This window comes from Edaphobacter sp. HDX4 (assembly GCF_036877565.1).
GTDB lineage: Bacteria > Acidobacteriota > Terriglobia > Terriglobales > Acidobacteriaceae > Edaphobacter.
This window is the reverse complement of sequence record NZ_JAEDXW010000011.1, coordinates 15,994-32,167: the sequence shown is the minus strand read 5'-3', so window position 1 is coordinate 32,167 and position 16,174 is coordinate 15,994. Positions and strand designations below refer to the sequence as shown.

Sequence of the window (16,174 nt, the reverse complement as noted above, 5' to 3'; positions counted from 1 at the left end):
CAAAGGCAAAATACAGGGATTCTTCGGCTTCGCCTCAGAATGACGACATGATGTGTGTCTGGAATACGAAAGGATGTTGTTGTGGCGAATGCTGTAAAGATTATCGAATGCCCGCGCGATGCATGGCAGGGCCTGCCCTTGCACATTCCTGCTGAGGTAAAGGCGGACTACCTGCGTGTGCTGATTGCGGCGGGTTTCAAGCACATCGACGCTGTCAGCTTTGTCTCGGCGGGTGCGGTGCCGCAGATGGCGGATTCCGAGAAGGTGCTGGACTATCTCGATCCGCCGGACGACACCGAGATCATCGGGATCGTCGTGAACGCTAAAGGTGCTGACCGCGCGATCAAGACCGATGCCGTAAAGACGCTAGGGTTTCCTTATTCCATCTCACCGGAGTTTTTGAAGCGCAACCAGAACCAGACGCCGGAAGAATCGCTCGAAGCGCTGGAGCAGGTCGGGACGCTGGCCTACAAGGCCGGGTTGAATGTGGTGGCGTATATCTCCATGGCGTTTGGAAATCCCTATGGAGATGCGTGGTCGATCGATGAGGTGGTGGATGCCTGTGACCTGCTGGTGGATTCCGGCGTGACGCAGATATCGCTGGCCGATACGGTGGGCATGGCGACTCCGAAGCTGATCGCCGATGTCGTGAGCGACGTGATGGCGGTGCATGACGGAATAGAGATCGGCGTCCATCTGCATGGGCGTTACGAGAGCGCTCGCGAGCTGGTTCGCGCAGCGTACAACGCCGGGTGCCGTCGCTTCGACGCGGCGATTGGCGGGTTGGGCGGCTGCCCGCTCGCGCAGGATGTATTGGTGGGCAACCTGCCGACCGAGATGGTGTTGGAAGAGTTACGCGCGCTTGGCGCCGAGCTTCCATCGATAAGTCCGCTTGACGCTCTGCAATCCGCAAACGCGGAGATTGCGCGCAAGTACGGAGCCAAGGTGCAATAGCGCTGCGACTGCTGTAGGATTCGGTGCGGGTATGAGGGGATGAAGGATAGATGAGCTACAAGACGATCCTGGTAAGTGAAGAGAACGGCGTCAAGACGATCATGCTCAACCGCCCGGCGCGCCGCAACGCGATGACTCCGGAGATGCAGGAAGAGCTTATCGCCGCATTGCAGAAGGCGGCCAATGGCCATTGCCGCGTCGTCGTTCTGAGCGCGGCGGGGGATGCCTTTTGCGCGGGACTGGACCTGGTGCATCTGCAGCAGATGGCCGATAAGTCTGCCGCAGACCATGTGGCCGATGCGGAGCGGGTGGCCCGTCTGTTTCGAACCTTGTATGAGCTGCCGAAGCCGACGATTGCGATGGTGCAGGGACCTGCGATCGCAGGCGGGACTGGACTGGCGACCATCTGCGACTTCACGCTTGCGTCGCCGGGAGCGAAGTTTGGCTTCACCGAAGTCAGGATAGGTTTCGTGCCTGCGCTGGTCTCCGCGTTTCTGACGCTGCAGGTGGGTGAAAAGCGTGCGCGCGATCTGATGTTGAGTGGAAGGTTCTTCTCCGCAGAAGAGGCTGAGGAGATGGGGCTCGTGAATGCTGTCCTGCATCCAGAGGAGCTTGCACAGCACACCTATGCGCTCGCCGAGAAGTTGAAGGCGAACAGTCCTCAGGCGATGGCTGCCACCAAGCGCCTGATGGCGAAGCAGAACCAGGCGTGGCTCGACATGGCCATCGCACATGCGATGACGGCCAATGCCGAGGCCAGGGCGATGCACGACTTTCAGGAGGGCGTGGCGGCCTTCCTGGAGAAGAGAAAGCCCGTCTGGGAGCGCTAGCCGCTCTGTTCTTCGATAAACTGGAGAGATGACCGAAGGAACAGAGAAGAAGCCCGTGACGAGCGAGTCACGAGTGCGGGTTCGCTATGCTGAGACCGACCAGATGGGCGTCGTCTATCACGCCAACTATCTGGTCTGGTTCGAGGTTGGACGAGTCGACTTTATTCGAAGTATGGGCATGGACTACCGCTCCATGGAGCGGGAGGACGGCCTCGGAATCGCCGTAGTCGATGTCTCGGCGCGGTACAAGTCTCCGGCACGCTATGACGACGAATTGAAGATTGAAACGCGCCTGACGGCCGCTCGCGGTGCTGTCATCAAGTTCGCATACAGGGTCATCAGGGTGGAAGACGACGTTGTGCTGTGCGAAGGCGAAACGATCCATGTCGTCGTTGACAGAGAGATGAAAAAGCAGTCCCTGCCCGAGAAATATGCCAGTCGTTTTTCAGCGAGGCTCATCTAACTCCTAAATTCAAGCTAGAAGGTGCTGTGTCTGAAGCAACGGCGCCGTGAGGATAAATGACGATGAGCACTGATAAGAAGGTTGCGCTGATCTCCGGCGCGAACAAGGGAATCGGTCTGGAGACAGCCCGTCAGCTGGGGAAGAAGGGAATCACGGTTCTTCTGGGGGCTCGCGATCTTGCCCGGGGCGAAGCTGCAGCCGAAAGCCTAAAGAAGGACGGTATCGACGCGAAGGCGATCAAGTTCGACGTCGTCAATACAGCGGATATCAAGGCTGCTGCCGAGAAGGTGGAGAAGGAATACGGAAAGCTCGACATCCTGATCAACAATGCGGGCGTTATGACTGAGCCGATCGGTGGCAATAACAGCTCGACGGTTTCAGAGCAGGTACTCCGCGACACCTTCGAGACCAACTTCTTCTCCGTCATTGCAGTCACCAACGCGTTTCTTCCGTTGCTCAAGAAGAGCGATGCAGGCCGGATTGTGAATGTCTCGAGCATCCTCGGTTCTCTTACGCTGCACGCTAACGAAGGTTCGCCGATCTACGGCGCCAAGGCGCTCGCGTATGACTCTTCGAAGACGGCGCTGAACTCGTACACCGTCCACCTTGCCCATGAGCTCAAGGAGACTGGCATCAAGGTGAACTCCGCGCATCCCGGCTGGGTAAAGACGGATCTTGGCACGGACGCTGCGCCGATGGACGTGGTGGACGGCGCAAAGACGGAAGTGGAGTTGGCGACCCTGGGTCCTGATGGCCCGACGGCTGGCTTCTTCCACCTTGGCGAAGCGATCAGCTGGTAAGCATCTCCCGCGGCTTGACGTGCCTGCGGATAAATTGGACTGTATCTTCAAGCGGCGTGCCGGGGCCAAAGATGGCCGCGACGCCGCTTTCCTTCATTTGGGGAAAGTCTTCCTGGGGGATGGTTCCGCCAAGAACGAGCAGGATGTCATCGGCGTGCTGCGCCTGCAGCAGCTCCGCAATGCGGGGAACGATGGCATTATGCGCACCCGAAAGAATGGAGAGCCCGATACAGTCCACGTCTTCCTGGATTGCAGCCGAGACGATCTTCTCCGGAGTCTGACGCAGGCCGGTGTAGATGACCTCCATGCCGGCATCGCGCAATGCCCGCGCGATAACCTTGGCACCGCGGTCGTGACCGTCCAGGCCCGGTTTGGCGACAAGGACGCGGATAGGTGAGGGGCTCATTCGAAGAGAGTATACGGTTTGGAAATCGACCGCGAGTTCACTTAGGTTGTAGATCGTGCCTGCTCTGTGTCTGCTGGCCGGTGGCAAGAAAAGGGATTTTACGATCGGAGTTTGCGAGGTCGGCGACGGAGAGATAGACGAGACGCGCGATCCTGGTCAGCTTGGGATAGTTGATCCGATCCCACGTGTCGTTCTGCGTGTGATAGTCCGGGTGCAGGCCAGTCTGAAACTCCACCTGGGGGATGTGCAGGGTCGCAAACCAGAAATGGTCGCTGCGGGACCAGAGCGAGTCGGGATCGACGACGTCCATCTTGTAGTCAAGCTTCAGGCCAGCCCGACCGTTTTCCCGATCGATAACCTGGCGCAGAGCGGGGTTATAGCGCGTACCAAGCACGTTGACCATGTTGACGTTGTGATCCGCAGGGGGCGGCCAGTTCGCGTCGTCTTCGTTGCGGCCGATCATGTCGAGGTTAATGGTCGCAACGGTCTGGTTGAGCGGAACTACCGGATGAGTGACGTAGAAATAGGATCCGAGAAAGATGCGCTCTTCGGCGTCATACGCAAGGAAGAGCACGCTGCGTTTGGGGCGGACTCCATTGTGGGTGAGCGCTCTGGCGACCTCAAGAAGGCCGGCTATCCCCGAGGCGTTGTCATCGGCTCCATAGTAGATATGGCCGTTGTAGGAACCCATGTGATCGTGATGTGCAGTCACGATCACAGTCTGAGACTTCAGGCGGGGATCGGAACCCTCCAGCATGGCGACTACGTTGCGTCCTTCGTGCTTTGCCACCCCAGTGTAGCTTTTCGTGAGGCAGGCAGAACTTTGGCGAACCGAAAAGGAATCGGGATGAACGGATTGGTCGATTGCAGCCTGCAGCTGGTCGGCGGTCTTGCCGCTCGGAGCAAGGAGCTGATCGGCGATAGTTCGCTTCACAAGAAAGACGGGAATATCCCACATCTGCCCATCCAGTGCGTAGGATGGCTCTCCTGAGGGCCGGGGGGACGTCGGAGGAATGGGTTTCACGTCGCGCGGTACGCGATCCTGGATGATGAGGACGGCGGCTGCGCCTCGCTTTCTCAGCTCTTCGATCTTGTGCCAGTTGAAGGCGTGATAGCTGTCGAGGGTTCCCATGAACTTCGACCGTGGGTCGTCCGCTTGCGGCTCCCGGGTGAAGACCAGGGCGACCTTCCCTTTGACGTCGACGCCGGAAAAATCATCGTAGGCAAATTCGGGAGCGCTGATGCCGTAGCCGGCAAAGACAAGATCACCACAGCTGGAGGCTGAGCGCAGGCTCTGGCGTGCCAGCGTGAAGTCCTCGTTGAAGCGGAAGCTGTGTTTCTGGCCGTCGACGGTGGCGCTGAGCGTGATGTGTTCGGGATCGGGGCGTCCGGTGAGGATGTCCATCTTCTGGAAGAAGGTGCTATTGTCGCCCATGGGCTTCAATCCGAGACGCAGGAACTCGGACGCAATGTAATCGGTCGCAATGTGGTCTTCAAGGCTGCCGGAGTTTCGGCCTGCCATATCTTCAGAGGCGAGGAAGAAGATGTCGCCCTTGAGATCGTCGACCTTTATGCGATCGGCTCCTTTGAGGATGGCCGGATTTGAGGTCTGAGCAAGAAGCGGGGCAGCAGTCAGCAGAAGAGCGCAAAGAGCGCGACGCAGAGGCATGCGTCCTTTGTAGCATGGAGCGGGCTAAGATCGGCGGGTCGTCTGCCAGGCCTTCGCGTACTTCCAGCTGGTGTAGGTGGAGTGATAGAGATGCAGAAGGAAGCCTTCGCGGCCATCCAGGAAGCCAAGGCGGAAGCCGAAGTTCCAGAGGAAGGTGAAGGTTGGAAGGACGAAGATGTTGTAGTAAAAGCTCCACCACGAGCGGCTGGTCTTGCCCTTGTCGACGATGATCTGGGCGCCAAGGGTGCTGTAGCGGTCCATGTGATCGAGGTAGCTTTCGATCGTGGGATACGCGTGATGGATCAGGTCGTGCTGGAGGATGTCGAGAACGCCGTCGAAGGCGATGGTCTCGTGGACGGGCCGCTCCGTGAAGCGGGCAGGCGGCGCGAAGTTAGCCGCGTGACGGCGAAAGAGTCGAAGCTTCGGGTCGGGATAATAGCCGCCGTGGCGCATCCATGCGTTGAGGAAGAGATTGCGGCGGCGGATCATGTAAGCGTCCGCAGGCGGCCTTTTTCTCAGCAGGATGCGAATCTCCTGCTGCAGCTCGAGCGTTAACTCTTCATCTGCGTCGAGAGAAAGAACCCAGGTTCCGCTGCATTTCTCAATGGCGGAGTTCTTCTGGCTGGCGAATCCCTTCCACGGTTCGAAGAAGACCTTTGCCTCGTAGTCGCGCGCGATCTCGACGGTGCGATCGGTCGAGCCCGAATCGACCACGATGATCTCGTCGGCGAACTGCACGCTTGAGAGAGTCCGAGCCAGATTCTGCTCTTCGTTCAGCGTGATGATTGCAACGGAAAGCGTCTGCCTCGTCGACGGCTCGGCTGCGGCTTCACCGGAGTGACCTGTGGGAAGCTCCGAAGGCGGCTTGAGCGGGATTTCGTGGTCGAGAGGCAATAGAGGGATTGTGACATATTCTGCACAGATGTCCAGACCCGCGCACGTTTTTCATCGAGGCTTCCCCGATTGGAGAGATCAGGGAAGCGTGATGGAGCTGTCACCTAAGTGTTCGCGGAGCAGACGCTGGGTGAGCAATTTGAGATTCTCGCCGGTCCTGGGAAGAACGAAGGCGTGAGCGTCTTCCGACCAGTCCAGTTTGAAGCTGGTGGTGAGGGCGGAGATCCAGATCTGGCGGACGGGAGTGTTGGGCGTGAAGACGAACTTGCTGCCGTCGTGCTCGAAGAGGACGTTGAGAACGCCGTTCTTCTCTTCGGTTTCAAAGGGAATCTCCTCGGCATCGCTCTGTTCTTCGGCGAGGATGAGGGATTGTTTGAGGGATTCCAGAGCCTGGTCAGATTCGCGGCGGAAGGTCGCTTCGTCGAGCATGAGATTAGTTTAGCGGTAGTTCAGGAGATTGCGATGCCTTGGACGGTCTGGGATAGAATGAACGGACATAAGCCGGGAGACAGGGATCCCGGCACTGCAGGAAAAAATGAAACAACGGGATAGAAGGAGCTGTTTTTTGCGCAGAATTCTATTGCCGTTAATCCTGCTGGCTACATCCTCCGCAGCCGAAGGTCAGGACGGTTTCGTTAACGACTTCGCTTCAAAGTGGGAGGCCCGTGCAACCAAGACCCAGGCGGCGCAGCCCAAGTGGGCGGTGCCCATGTTCTCTCCCTTCCCGGTCCTTGCGCAGGTGTTTCGCAGTGACTTCACACGTCAGCGAACCTCCGCCGGCGAGACGGACTGGCATTTTGGCGCCGGCAAGGGCTTCAACCTGATTCCCTTTGCCAACACCCAGATTGACATCCTGGTTCCGGGCTGGGTCATGCATGGCGGCAACGGCCAGCAGGACGGGTTCGGCGATATGACTCTGCTGGGAAAGTACCGCTTTCTCTCAAAGACGGAGAAGCAGGGCAACTACATCCTGAGCGGGGCGCTGGCATGGACGATCCCCACGGGAAGTTACAAGAACGGCTCTGCGAGTTCGGTGCTGCATCCGAGCGTGATTGGCGGCAAGGGCTTTGGAAAGCTGGCGCTGTTCAGCTCGCTTGGCGGAGGCCTGCCGACCTCGCATAGTGCAACCAGCGGGCGGACGGTACAGTGGAACTCTGTCGCGCAATACAAGATCGGGAAGTATTTCTCTCCGGAGCTGGAGATAAATACGACGCGTTACTTCGGCGGAACACGAGACGGGAAGACGCAGACGTTTCTTTCGCCCAGCATCATCGTCGGCAAGCTTCCCATCCGTCGAGTGGAGGGAAGCCGGCTGGGGATCACGGTGGGCGCGGGATTCCAGACCGCTGTCACCAACTTCCACACCTATAACAACGCGTTCTCTACCAGCGTTCGGTTTGTCTTCTAGCCACTCCGTCGGTTTTGTGCAAAATCTTCAAATTAGGGTACTTAGGTCTGGACCAAAACGTAAATTCTTGTAACCAAATGGTTTGCGTGCAAACTATTCAATCCAAATGTCTTATCGATATGAATGAAAGAAGCCCCAGAGTGTTCTGGGGCTTCTTAGTGGTTATTTCAGTTTAACAGGGTAGGGGAAACTGATCGGCAGATGGATCTTGGCCGGTTTGTGCGGCTTACGTGGAAAGTGGCTTGACAGCTTCGGTTTTCAGTAGATCGGAGGGTTGAAGTCTCGGATTGGTCGTCGGCGGCGAGAAGAGTATCTCAGCGGCTAAAGCCGCGTGGAAGTCGCGCAATTTGCGGCACGGCTGAAGCCGTGCCCTTAAGCAAGACGGGTCTCTTCTTTGCGCAAAACGAGCCTGCCCTCAAGCAAACGAGCCCCGCTCTTGCGCAAAACGAAGCGGTGCCATCTGGCAAACGAGCTGCTCCTGTGGCGCAGAAGCGGTGCGGTTTACCGGCTGACGTACACGCATCCTTCATTTTGAAGATGAAGGATGCGTGCGGGCCAAGCACCCGGTTAGCTGGCTGCCTGCAATGCCGGAGTAAGGCGACCGGCTGCACGGAGTGCATCGGTTACATGGCTGCGATGCAGCGCCTGGTGTAGAGCGATAGTGAGAAAGCTGGACCCGAAGGTAGCGAATTCGTGCTCGCGTCCTGCAGGCGGGGCGAGGGTGGGCTTGTCGAGATCGGCTTCGGTGAGGGAGGCGAGGATCTCGAGGTTCCGGGCCCGCAGCTCGCGATATTTTTTGCGAATCTCGGAGAATGGAGGATAGGCGCTGGCGTCCTCCACCGGTTCTGAGTTTTCGCCGAAGAGTTTCTGCCAGCCGCCGACGGGGTTGGTCTCTCCGTAGAGAACTCCCGGGAGAAAGCTTTCGATGAGTGTGAGGTGTCCCAGGACCCAGAGGGGATGGCAACCGCCGTTGGGAGTAGGGAATCTGGTGGGGTCGTCGCTGATCTGATCGAGTGCTCCCATTACGGCCTTATCGGACAGTGTGAGGGCGAATCGTATGGCTTCGGTGGTGTGCATGTTTTCTCCTTCTACCCGCTATTACGGCTGTGGGGTGGGGAAGGATACGGAGATGGTTGGGCTGGAGCGGGACCTATTCTGAATGGATGTGAACTTCCGAGAGAAGATTCCCGGCAGCTGGCGAACCGGAGATCCTTCGACTTCGCCAATGGCGATGAGACAGCCATTGGCTTCGCTCAGGATGACACTGCTGGTAGAAGCTCCGCTCAGATGCATCGACTATGCCTCTCGCGATGAGACTGCGAGGGGTTCCGCTCAGGATGACACCTTGTGTGCAGCCATCGAAGGCTTACACGGCAGCTGCAGCTCGCCAGGATGGATCGATGTCAGCCGAGGCGGCAGCGGCGAGAACCCAGGGGCAGTGCAGGTAGTCAACGACACGAACGATGCGATCGTCTTCGATCTCCGCACGAATGATGGAGTGAGGCGCCCACTGGCCGTTGTGTTGGTGGAGGGTGATGATGACGGGCTGGCCGTCGACGGTGCCGGTCGCCATTCGCCACGGTGTCGTGGAGCGCTGGTAGCGGTCGAAGTACGGTGCGGAGGTGAGTGGGCCAGTGTAGCGGTCGGCGACGAGGAGGCGGGCGTCGGCTGTGGCCAGTTCCCGGATTCCATCCCAGTCGCGGAGGTTGAATCGCTCGACGTAGAGATGGAGCAGGCGCGAGGATTCGGGCTTACGGATACGTGGTGCAGCCGGTTGCCGTGGGAGGGATGCGAGCTTCGATCGTCCGCGACTGAGAGCTGCTTTGACGGCTCCGATGGTGGAATCGATGAGGGCGGCGATCTCCTCGAGCGAGTAGTCGAAGACGTCTTTTAGCAGGACGCAGGCCCGCTCCCGGGGCGCCAGCGCAAGCACGAGATGCTCGATGGACTGCGGAGGGATCGGCTCGGCAGGGTCGGGAGGAAGATAGACCTCCGGCTGGATGGCGGTGGCTTCCGCCTGCTGACGAACCTTACGGCGGCGGAGAAGATCGATGCACCGGTTATGGGCGATGCGGAAGAGCCAAGGGGTGAGATCGCGGGTGTCGTCGAAGGTTTCGAGCTTGCGGTAGGCCTGAAAGAGGGTCTCCTGAACGATGTCTTCGCCGTCCATGACCGAGCCGGTCATGCGGGCACAGTAGCGGTGCAGACGTGGGCGAAGCTGAGGGATCGTCTCAAGGAAGGCGAGGTAGCGTGCGTCGAAGGGGCCGCGGGATTCGAAGACGGAGTCATCCATATTGATCTTTACGCGGCTCACCGGGATAAAGATACGGACTGATTTGTGCCGGGGGAAGCGAACCGCAGATCTTTCGACTTAGCCCCTGGCGGGAGGACCGCCAGGGGCTTCGCTCAAGATGACACTTCTTCGTTGGAGAGAACTTCAGATGGAAGCAACATTAGTTGGAAGGACCTTCAGATGGAAGCAACTTCGGATGGAAGCAACTTCGACGGAAGGGCCTTCAGATGAAAGGACTCCAGATTTAGAAGGGGATGTCGTCGTCGGTGATTCCCTGGTCGGCGTAGTCGGGCTGCGAGGGGGTGCGCTGATCGAAGGTGCCGGTGCTGGAACTGGAGCTCGAGCGGGAGTAGCTGCTGCCACCGGAGGAGGCACCTTCGCCGCGGCCGGGTCCGCCGCCGAGGAGGCTCATCTCATTGACGAGGATCTCGGTCTTGTACTTCTTCTGGCCGGAGTCCTTATCGTCCCAGGAGCGGGTCTGGATCTTGCCTTCGACGAAGATCTGGGTCCCCTTTTTTACGTAGTCGCGGATGATCTCAGCGGTACGGTTGAAGGCGACCAGGTTGTGCCATTCGGTCTTGTCCTGCCAGTTGCCCTGCTGGTCTTTAGCGCGGTCAGCGGTTGCAAGCGAGAAGCTGGCGACGATGGTTCCGCCTGCGGTGGAGCGGATCTCGGGGTCTTTGCCTACGTTGCCGAGAAGAAATACCTTGTTTACGCCTTTTGCCATGAGGAGATACTCCGATTTGTTTCAGTTCTGAAGGTTGAGGATAGCAGATGGGGCGACGGGTCGCTGGAGGCAGGGCCTCTTTTGGCTGAGAGTCATTTGTGGCCGGGAGAGGTGTTCCGCTGGAGCTACCTTAGCCGCTTCGTGGTGAAGGTGGGGCACTGGACCACGGTGATCTCAGCGAGCAGGTGATGGTGGATGCTGATGACGCGCCTGCGTTGGTGCGGTGCCGGTGGAGGGAAAACGCAGATCCTTCGACTTCGCCCATGGCGATGAGACTGCCATTGGCTTCGCTCAGGACGACACTTTCCGAGAGGATGAGTCAGGGAGGCGGGTGAGAGGCTTTCCGTGTCGGCTTTTCTTCTGTCTTTGTGGGGAGGCATGGTGGGCGGACACGGGCGAGATACAGGGATTCTTCGCTGCGCTCAGAATGACGGCTGTATGGGTTGCGATGGCTGTGTGCGGCTGCGATGACTGCTTTTAGCCGGAGGGCGGCTTCTGGCTAAGACGGTGACTGCGGTCGTCTCCGGAGGCCGAGTGCTGGCGGAGGCCTTTTATGGTGTGAGCGAGGTTTATCCGATCTGTTTCCACTCGTAGACGGTGTAGCGAGGGGAGTGGATGGTGGAGTGAGAGTGGTTCCCGTCCAGGTGCAGGGTATCGGGGGAGTCGCCCATGGTGAAGGTCCTGGAGGCATCGCCGTAGAGACGTGCCGAGATTCGTTTGCCCTCGGGAGCCTCTGCATGGAGTCCTACGTCTGCCCAGGGCACGATGCTTCCGGATTTCACGAAGACAGGGATCTTGTCGTGGGCCGCATCGAGCTTGAGAACGGAGCCGCCGGGGATGGCTTTCCCCGTCCAGAAGTCATGCCAGCTCTCACCGGCGGGGATTACGACGGAGCGTGAGGGTTCTCCAGCGAACATGGGAGCCACCATCATGCGATCGCCGATCATATATTGATCGTCAACCTTTTGAAGGGTGGGGTCGCTGGGGTAGTCGAGGATCATCGCGCGGAACGGTGGTGTTCCATCGAGTCGGTAGCGATGGAAGGCGGAAAGGAGATAGGGCACCAGGCTCATTCGCCAGCCGATGATCTCCCGGCATTGGGCTTCGACGTTTTCCCAGTCTTCCATTTGCTGGCCGGAGTTGTTGAGCTCGCGATTGAGCTGATGCCACGGCGGACTTTTGATGTACCAGCCGTTGACCATTGCGAGTGGAGAGAAGACGACGCTCTGCAGACGTCGGAGGAGGTCTTCCACGCTCACGGCATCCCTCACCTCGGGGCACCAGGAGAGGCCGCTGAAGCCTGAGTTTACGAGCGCACGAATGAAGTCGCGATGCCCGTAGAGATCGCTGTAGAGAACGAAGGGATAGGGAGCGGCGAGGGCTCCGCTCGATCGGACGAGATTGTAGGTGGCCTGTTCGCGGGAGAGGAACTGATCCCAGATGGTCTTCTGATATTGCAGCCCGAAGAGGCTGTGCATCTGTTCGCCATCGAGTCCTGAGGGGAACCGGCTCGTCTCGGGGAAGGACCATCCGCCGGTGAAGTCCGAGTTGTCGCACTCGTCCAATTTGAATCCGCTGACGCCGAGGTCGATAAGCTGCGTGCCGTGATAGTTGCCGAAGATCTGTCGCGCTGCCGGATCGGCGAAGTCGGGAACGAGCCCACCCCAGACGCCGTAGTCGGCGGATTTTTTCTGCAGCGGCGGAAAGAGGGGAGAGGCGGGGTGGGTGAAGGCGTGCTCCCAGAGGTTGACCCTGTAGTTGCTGTGCTTGGCTTGTGCGAGGAATCTTGCGGGATCTGGAAATCGCTCCTTCTCCCACACGAACGTGCAGGAGTAGGCGTGGGTTTGCCAGCCCGGCTCGAGTCCGAGCACGTCGCAGGGAATCTTTCGTTCGCGAAATGATCTTGCCAGAGCGAGCGCAGAGTCTTCGGTGGACCTGGCGTCACATCGATACCAGAACCCCAGTCCCCACTCGGGAGGAAGATGGCCTCCGCCGGAGAAGACGTTGTAGCGGCGGACCGCGTCGAGCATGGTGGGGCCGGCAAACAGGTACACGTCGACGCCACGGGTTCGCGGAACTTCGATGGTTACCTGGGCTGCGGCCGCGTCTTCGAGGTTGTGGGTGTAGGCAGGATCGGGGTTCGCACTGGATACGCTGGAGATGGCCTGCTCCGGCTTGGGCCTGGCGTCGCCGAAGTAGAAGGTTGCGTATCGAGCGGTGTCGACCAGGATTCCGACGCCGGCGGTGGTGACGTAGAAGGGAACGGGTGCGTGCGAATCGCCGGTATCGACCTTGGGATCGGCGTTGACCCTGACGACCTTCTTTTTGCCGCGTTGTGCAAAGGAGAGTAACTGCAGGCCTAATCCGTAGACGAGCTCGTGTGGCTGCAAAGGAATCTGCAGAAGACAGCCGCGTTGGGTAACGGAGCCTGAAAGCGGGGAAAGAGGAGGAGTGGAGACGTGAGTGAGGCAGCCGGTCAAATGCGTCGAGCTGGGGTGCGATGTTTCTGCCGGATACCGGCGTGTGCTTTTCGGGGACACCGATGCGAGCCTTCCAGACGCCTGGGTGGACTTCCGTCCAATGCGCGAGTGCAGGGGTTTCGACCGCCATTGCGTGGGCTCCGGCGGGAGCTGCTCCTGCAAGAGCGGTTAGAGCGGCATGCTTGGCCAGAGTTCTACGGGTGATGCTCATCGATCGCTCATCTCTCCAGTTGAGGTTTGGAGAATGCTATCAGTCGCGATCTGTAGTGGGAGGGTCGACCTGATGGAGGGTTTGCCGCTCGCGGAGCGGAATGAGCAGAGAGAAGATGGTTCCGTGGCTTTCAGGTGAGGTGCTGCTGCGGACGCGCATGGACCAGCCATTCTTTTTAATGAGCTCATCGGAGACCCAGAGGCCCAGACCGGTCCCGGTCTCGCCCTTGGTGGTGATGAAGGGCTCGAAGATGGTGGAGAGCAGAGGGGCGGGGATGCCGGTTCCGTTATCGGCGATGGTGATGCGGGCGCGCTTGGCACCTGGATCCAGTGGGCTGCTCTCGACGGAGAGACGGACACAAAGCGTGCCGCCGTTGCGCATGGCGTCGAGAGCGTTACCGACGAGGTTGGCGATGATCTGGCGAAGCTCGCCTACGCTTGCGCGGACGATGACGGACTGAGCGAAGAACTGCTTATCCGCTTTGACGTGGGCCGCAGCAAGCCGGGAGTGGTAGAGGGCCAGGACGGACTCGAGCACATCGGCTACGTTGATCTGCACGGGCTGATTGGGCTCGCGATAGAAGCGCAGGGTGTGTTTGGAGATTTCAGTGACGCGGGCGAGCTCCTGGTCTGCAATGTCGAGGTAGTGGAGCATCTGCGGGGAGCAGGCCTCGCTGCGGATGAGGTAGAGAAGGTTGGTTACGGCCTCGAGCGGGTTATTGATCTCGTGGGCGATACTGGCGGCGAGGCGGCCGGTGACGGCGAGCTTCTCGGATCGACGAAGAGCCTCGTGTGCGCGCTCTACCTGCTGGATCTGGTCGCGGATCTGATATTGACGCTGTCTTCCACGGACGGCCATCTCAACGGTGCTGAGGAGAGTTTCAGGCCGGAGTGGACGCTCAAGAAGAAGGACATTGCCCAGGGGAAGGCGGAGCACGCGGGAGCGCTCGCTTTCAGCGGTGACTCGTCCACCGGAGATCAGAAGAATGAGCGGGAAGTCGGACCAGGGAGGCTGCTGCTCGAGGACCTGCCTGAGCTGATCGATGGCGGTTCCGTTTATGCCCTCTTCGGTGACGACGGCGGCGGCAGCGCCGTTCTGGATCTCCTGGCACAACTCGGAGACAGAGTTGACGATATGGCATGGCTTCTCGGCGCGCTCCATGAAGGAAGCCATGAGTCGGGCATCTCGCCCGGTAGGAGCAAAGACGAGGGTTCGACGTTCGAGCGAGCTGGTGTCATTCACCGGAGACGGATGCATTCTCTTTCGTTCCGGTGAATGTTGGAGTGCCGGAGAGTAGACCTTCGAACTGACTTAGAGCCGGGCCTACACGAATGGTTCCTTCCTGGAACAGAAGTTCGCGAATGGTGCGTTCGTGGGGGCCGCTCCGCTTTTTGACGACGGAGAGCGCCTGACGAATTGCACCTGCGCGTTCGAAGTAGCGGAAGAGCAGCACAGTGTCTGCAAGATAACTGACGTCGATCGGGGTGTTCGTAACTCCGATGAATCCATGTTGCGCGAGGGTGAGAAGTGTGGCGATCCCCTGCTGGCCGAGATAGGCGAGCAGCTCATGCAACTGCATGGCGAGGAACTGCTCGTGTGGCATGGCGTTGAGGAAGCCGTTCATACTATCGATGACTAGGACGCGAAGGTGATCGTGATCCACCTGATTGCGGATGCGCGAGATAAATTCGCCGGGGGCGAGCTCGGCGGGATCGACCTGCTGGATATCGAGCAGGCCAGCCTCCATGAGGGGCTTCGGGTCCATTCCCAGCGCTCGTGCCCGCTCAATAAGGGTAGCGAGGGCTTCGTCGAAGGTGAAGATGATGGCCTTTTCTCCACGTTGTGCCGCAGAGACGGCGTAGCGCAGAGCAATGGTTGACTTGCCGCAGCCGGCAGGGCCGATAAGAAGAGTGCTGGTGCCGGTATCGATTCCGCCGCAGAAGAGTTCGTCAAGCTCAGGCAGGCCGCTGGGCACATTTTTGCGCTCGAAACCTGGTTTGTGCTCGGATGCGATCAGCCGCGGGTAGATCTCAAGGCCACCGGTCTTGATGGTGTAGTCGTGGAAGCCTTCGCGGAAGCTTGAGCCTCGGAGCTTATCGACTTCCATCCGGCGACGCTTGATGCCGAAGTCGCGCTCGAGGGACATCATCTTGATGACGCCATGAGCGATGCTTTCGAGTTGAAGGTCGCTGGTGCTTCCTTCCGCGGTGCGATCGTCGAGCAGAATGACAGTGCAGTTTCGGCTGGCGAAGTGGCGTTTGAGGGCAAGGATCTGGCGACGATAGCGAAGGGGGTCCCGGGCCAGCATGCGGAATTCGGAGAGGGAGTCAAAGATGACGCGCCGGGGATTTACCGACTCGATCTGCTTGAGGATGGCGGTGACACTATCGGACAGCTCGACTTCAGAGGGGTGGAAGACGGTGTACTGGGCTTCCGGACTTAGATCTTCATCTGAGGGAACCATCTCGTAGATGGAGATGCTGTCCAGAGACCAGCCGTGAGAATGCGCGACCTGTTCCAGCTCGCGCTTGGACTCAGAGAGGGTGATGTACATGCCGGTCTCACCGCGCTTTGCCCCTTCGAGAAGGAATTGCAGCGCGAGCGTGGTCTTTCCGGTTCCGGGGTCCCCCTCTACGAGGTAGAGGTGTCCCTGTGGGAGACCTCCCTGCAGGAGGTCATCGAGACCGGCGATTCCGGTATGGAGCCGAATCTCGGGACCGTGCGTCTCGGGATCGTGTGGAGTGGTTTGTACGTCGTCCGTCGGCAGAGGCTTAGATTCCTTTGAGTTATTAGATCCCTCCGTCTGACCGGTCACCGTGCTTGCTCCTCTTTCTCAGATCTGCATCAGATCTATAAGATGCTTTGATTGTAAGTGTTGGAAGACGGGTTGCTTGAAGGCTTTGGCGACAAGAGTAGCCGAAGAGCAATGTCCCATTTTGGGCCTTGATGTTTGAAATGGCGGGAAGCTTGCTGGGGAAGATGGCTGTTCACAACGGTGATGTTTACTTTACGCAACTGAGCACGGTTCCGCCGATGCAG

General features: G+C 59.1%; 15 protein-coding genes. 5 read left to right on the top strand and 10 right to left on the bottom strand.

The window, feature by feature from the left end:
* Positions 1–81: 81 nt before the first annotated feature.
* The 4 genes from JAO29_RS11965 (at position 82) to JAO29_RS11950 (ending at position 3,047) form a co-directional block, all read left to right on the top strand.
* Positions 82–954, top strand: a complete 873-nt coding sequence (locus JAO29_RS11965; protein WP_334268455.1) for a hydroxymethylglutaryl-CoA lyase — start codon at positions 82–84, stop codon at positions 952–954.
* A 50-nt stretch (positions 955–1,004) separates the two neighbouring features.
* On the top strand, positions 1,005–1,784 hold the full coding sequence (locus tag JAO29_RS11960; protein WP_334268454.1) for an enoyl-CoA hydratase/isomerase family protein: 780 nt from the start codon (positions 1,005–1,007) through the stop codon (positions 1,782–1,784).
* Between the two features lie 28 nt (positions 1,785–1,812).
* Entirely contained in the window at positions 1,813–2,247 is a 435-nt protein-coding gene (locus JAO29_RS11955; protein WP_334268453.1) for an acyl-CoA thioesterase, read from the top strand.
* A 62-nt stretch (positions 2,248–2,309) separates the two neighbouring features.
* Positions 2,310–3,047 (top strand): SDR family oxidoreductase, encoded by a 738-nt coding sequence (locus JAO29_RS11950; protein WP_334268452.1) that lies wholly within the window; start codon positions 2,310–2,312, stop codon positions 3,045–3,047.
* On the opposite strand, the gene JAO29_RS11945 is transcribed toward JAO29_RS11950, so the two are convergent.
* The 4 genes from JAO29_RS11945 to cyaY form a co-directional block, all read right to left on the bottom strand.
* The gene (locus JAO29_RS11945) at positions 3,037–3,453 is read right to left on the bottom strand and encodes a cobalamin B12-binding domain-containing protein (protein ID WP_334268451.1); all 417 of its coding nucleotides are present in this window, start codon (positions 3,451–3,453) and stop codon (positions 3,037–3,039) included. The genes JAO29_RS11950 and JAO29_RS11945 overlap by 11 nt on opposite strands.
* 37 nt (positions 3,454–3,490) lie before the next feature.
* Entirely contained in the window at positions 3,491–5,122 is a 1,632-nt protein-coding gene (locus JAO29_RS11940; protein WP_334268450.1) for a M28 family peptidase, read from the bottom strand.
* A 24-nt stretch (positions 5,123–5,146) separates the two neighbouring features.
* Complete coding sequence (locus JAO29_RS11935) at positions 5,147–6,016, bottom strand: glycosyltransferase family 2 protein (protein ID WP_334268449.1); 870 nt, start codon at positions 6,014–6,016, stop codon at positions 5,147–5,149.
* A gap of 78 nt (positions 6,017–6,094) precedes the next feature.
* Positions 6,095–6,445 carry an iron donor protein CyaY gene (gene cyaY, locus JAO29_RS11930; protein ID WP_334268448.1) on the bottom strand — a complete coding sequence of 117 codons (351 nt, stop codon included), beginning with the start codon at positions 6,443–6,445 and terminating at the stop codon, positions 6,095–6,097.
* A gap of 136 nt (positions 6,446–6,581) precedes the next feature.
* Here cyaY and JAO29_RS11925 point away from each other — a divergent pair, with 136 nt between their 5' ends.
* The gene (locus JAO29_RS11925; protein WP_334268447.1) at positions 6,582–7,424 is read left to right on the top strand and encodes a hypothetical protein; all 843 of its coding nucleotides are present in this window, start codon (positions 6,582–6,584) and stop codon (positions 7,422–7,424) included.
* A gap of 567 nt (positions 7,425–7,991) precedes the next feature.
* Here JAO29_RS11925 and JAO29_RS11920 read toward each other — a convergent pair.
* The 6 genes from JAO29_RS11920 to JAO29_RS11895 all read right to left on the bottom strand — a co-directional run bounded on the left by JAO29_RS11920 (position 7,992) and on the right by JAO29_RS11895 (position 15,950).
* The gene (locus JAO29_RS11920) at positions 7,992–8,501 is read right to left on the bottom strand and encodes a DinB family protein (RefSeq protein WP_334268446.1); all 510 of its coding nucleotides are present in this window, start codon (positions 8,499–8,501) and stop codon (positions 7,992–7,994) included.
* A 289-nt stretch (positions 8,502–8,790) separates the two neighbouring features.
* Positions 8,791–9,717, bottom strand: coding sequence for a sigma-70 family RNA polymerase sigma factor (locus JAO29_RS11915; RefSeq protein WP_334268445.1), 927 nt, complete (start codon positions 9,715–9,717; stop codon positions 8,791–8,793).
* Positions 9,718–9,961: 244 nt separating this feature from the next.
* The gene (locus tag JAO29_RS11910) at positions 9,962–10,444 is read right to left on the bottom strand and encodes a single-stranded DNA-binding protein (protein ID WP_334268444.1); all 483 of its coding nucleotides are present in this window, start codon (positions 10,442–10,444) and stop codon (positions 9,962–9,964) included.
* 569 nt (positions 10,445–11,013) lie between these two features.
* Positions 11,014–12,834 carry a TIM-barrel domain-containing protein gene (locus JAO29_RS11905; RefSeq protein WP_334268443.1) on the bottom strand — a complete coding sequence of 607 codons (1,821 nt, stop codon included), beginning with the start codon at positions 12,832–12,834 and terminating at the stop codon, positions 11,014–11,016.
* A gap of 340 nt (positions 12,835–13,174) precedes the next feature.
* Positions 13,175–14,377: a sensor histidine kinase gene (locus JAO29_RS11900; protein ID WP_334268442.1), complete on the bottom strand. Its 1,203-nt coding sequence runs from the start codon at positions 14,375–14,377 to the stop codon at positions 13,175–13,177.
* The gene (locus JAO29_RS11895; protein ID WP_334268441.1) at positions 14,370–15,950 is read right to left on the bottom strand and encodes an ATPase domain-containing protein; all 1,581 of its coding nucleotides are present in this window, start codon (positions 15,948–15,950) and stop codon (positions 14,370–14,372) included. Before JAO29_RS11895 ends, JAO29_RS11900 begins: the two co-directional genes overlap by 8 nt.
* Positions 15,951–16,174 lie beyond the last annotated feature (224 nt).